This window comes from Castellaniella sp., from assembly GCF_047971665.1.
GTDB lineage: Bacteria > Pseudomonadota > Gammaproteobacteria > Burkholderiales > Burkholderiaceae_B > Castellaniella.
This window is the reverse complement of the sequence record NZ_JBKEAA010000025.1, coordinates 1-2,501: the sequence shown is the minus strand read 5'-3', so window position 1 is coordinate 2,501 and position 2,501 is coordinate 1. Positions and strand designations below refer to the sequence as shown.

Genomic DNA, 2,501 nt, shown 5'->3' with positions numbered 1-2,501 from the left:
GCGCTGCAGCACCGACAGGACGTGCGCGTGGCGCTGCGCCTCGGTGCCGTCGGCGACCTGTGGATCGAGCCCAGCGGTGCCGGCCAGAAATTGTTCCAGGCTCTCCAGGCTGGTGAGCCGTTCGTCGTGCAAGGTCAAGATCATCTCCCGATGATCGACGACCCGCGGCCAAAGCTCCAGACTCATCTGATGTTGGAATCACCAGGCCCCCTTCAGACTCATCTGATATTGGACAGGGCTCCTTCTTGACGTGTCGCTGGCGGCGACATAAGCTGTGGACGTGTCGATAAAAGATCGTTTTTGCATCATGACCAACGCCGCCCTCGCCTGGCACCCCGAGCAGCCCCACAACCTGCTGCCCTTGCTCCCCCCATCGCACGAACTGGAAAGCAGGGCCGTGCTCAAAGCCTGCATCGAGGCGCGCGCGGCATTGGCTGAACTCAAGCAAACCGCCGAAATCTTTGCTAACGTGACCAAAAGGTTGGGATGCCCGGGAAAGGTCTCATAAATGCTCTTGGAACCATGCAATAGCGGGACGTGATGCATTCTCGAAATCGGTCGTATAGGCATCGAAATGCCCGCCATTGAGCAAGACAAGCTTTTTGGGTTCTAAAGCTTGCTCATAGGCCGAAAGCGCGAGATCGGTAATGGTCACAACGTCGTTATTTCCCACAATCATCATCAGCGGTGTTGGGCTGATATAGGGAATGTAGCCGCTTGGGTTATATTCAAAGAACTTTTCGACCGAACGCAGCGTGACCTCGTTTTTCCAGGATGGTGCCCGCTCTTTCTGTGTTCCCGTATACCATTGATAGGAGTCCGGCGTTGGCAGGGCCGCTTGCGCTGTAGGATCCTCATCAACGACTGGAATCATCGCTGGTGCGCCGCCCTTCTTGCGGTTCCTGCGATCTTCTTCCATGGCCTGCCGGGTTGGCTCCACAAAGTCGGCGCGGATAAGTCGACGGACGTTTTCAGGCCCGTTGGTGGCTGGCACCTGCGAGACGACAGCCTTGACGCGGCGATCCCATGCTGCCACGACAAGAACATGCCCGCCGGAAAAGCTTGACCCCCAAATGCCGATCCGCGCGGCGTCCGTGTCTGGCAATGTTTCGGCAAAAGTAATGGCATCACGATAGTCGGATATCTGGACCCAGGGGTCGATCTCCTGACGGATCCTACCATCGCTCGCGCCGAAATTACGGTGATCATAGACGAGTGATGCCAGCCCCGCCTCGGCGAAGGCTTCGGCGAATCTGTCCAGATACATTTCCTTTACCGAAGAATAGCCATGGGCCATTACAATGATGGGAAACGGACCGGATGTATCGTCTGGCACATAATGCCAGCCGCGTAGGGTCACACCGTCTTCTGTTTGAAACTCAATGTCTTTGCGCATATCAGATCCGTTTTCATAATGCAGTCATACAGTTGCGCAAATTCAACCCGGCAGCGCGAAGGCGGCAATATAGTCGGCCCAGTCCTTGATGTTGTAGCGCGCTCCGCTGGCGGTGATCACAACATATTGGCGACCACCCTCACCCATGTTGCGCAACAGGATATCACGTTGCGTGGCGCAACGCTAAGGAAAGCCCTGTCCAATATCAGATGAGTCTGAAGGGGGCCTGGTGATTCCAACATCAGATGAGTCTGGAGCTTTGGCCGCGGGTCGTCGATCATCGGGAGATGATCTTGACCTTGCACGACGAACGGCTCACCAGCCTGGAGAGCCTGGAACAATTTCTGGCCGGCACCGCTGGGCTCGATCCACAGGTCGCCGACGGCACCGAGGCGCAGCGCCACGCGCACGTCCTGTCGGTGCTGCAGCGCTTTCGATACCCCTCGCTCACTCGCGCCAAGAAGGGACTGGTCATCCGCTACCTGCTGGCCACCAGCGGCTACTCACGCCAGCACCTGAGCCGATTGATCGCCCGATTCCGCGATCACGCCCCGCTTGGGCAGCGCCACGCGCCCGCGCACGGCTTTACGCGCCGCTACACCGAGGGTGACATCACCGCGCTGGCCAGGCTTGATGCCCTGCACGAGAACCTGAGCGGGGCGGCCACCCGCCACCTGTGCCAGCGCGCCTGGCTGGTCTACGGCGACGCGCGCTACGAGCGCCTGGCCACGATCTCCGTCTCCCACCTGTACAACCTGCGCCACCAGGCGCGCTACCGGCAGGCGCGCGGCCACTGGGAGCCGACCCGACCCAGCCGGGCCGTCTCCATCGCGATCAGAAAGGCTCCAAAGCCCGCAGGGCGCGCAGGCTTCATTCGCATCGACAGCGTGCACCAGGGCGACTACGACGGCATCAAGGGCGTGTACCACATCGACGCCGTAGACTGCGTCACCCAGTGGCAGGTCGTGGCCTGTTGCGAACGCCTCTCCGAGGCGTTCCTGCTGCCCGTGCTCGAACAGATGCTCGCCTGCTTCCCGTTTCGCATCCGCGGGGTCCATGCCGATAACGGCGGCGAATACATCAACCACCGCGTGGCCGCCCTGCT

2 protein-coding genes and 1 pseudogene are annotated in these 2,501 nt (G+C 60.1%); 2 read left to right on the top strand and 1 reads right to left on the bottom strand.

Annotated elements, in window-relative coordinates:
* Window positions 1-307 precede the first annotated feature (307 nt).
* Window positions 308-508 (top strand): hypothetical protein, encoded by a 201-nt coding sequence (locus tag ACK5JE_RS10230; protein WP_416801606.1) that lies wholly within the window; start codon window positions 308-310, stop codon window positions 506-508.
* On the opposite strand, the gene ACK5JE_RS10225 is transcribed toward ACK5JE_RS10230, so the two are convergent.
* Complete coding sequence (locus tag ACK5JE_RS10225; protein ID WP_416801605.1) at window positions 503-1,396, bottom strand: alpha/beta hydrolase; 894 nt, start codon at window positions 1,394-1,396, stop codon at window positions 503-505. The two genes, ACK5JE_RS10230 and ACK5JE_RS10225, sit on opposite strands and share 6 nt — an antisense overlap.
* A 293-nt stretch (window positions 1,397-1,689) precedes the next feature.
* On the opposite strand from ACK5JE_RS10225, the pseudogene ACK5JE_RS10220 reads away from it, so the two are divergent.
* Window positions 1,690-2,501 (top strand): annotated as a pseudogene (locus ACK5JE_RS10220) (integrase); the annotation flags it as partial.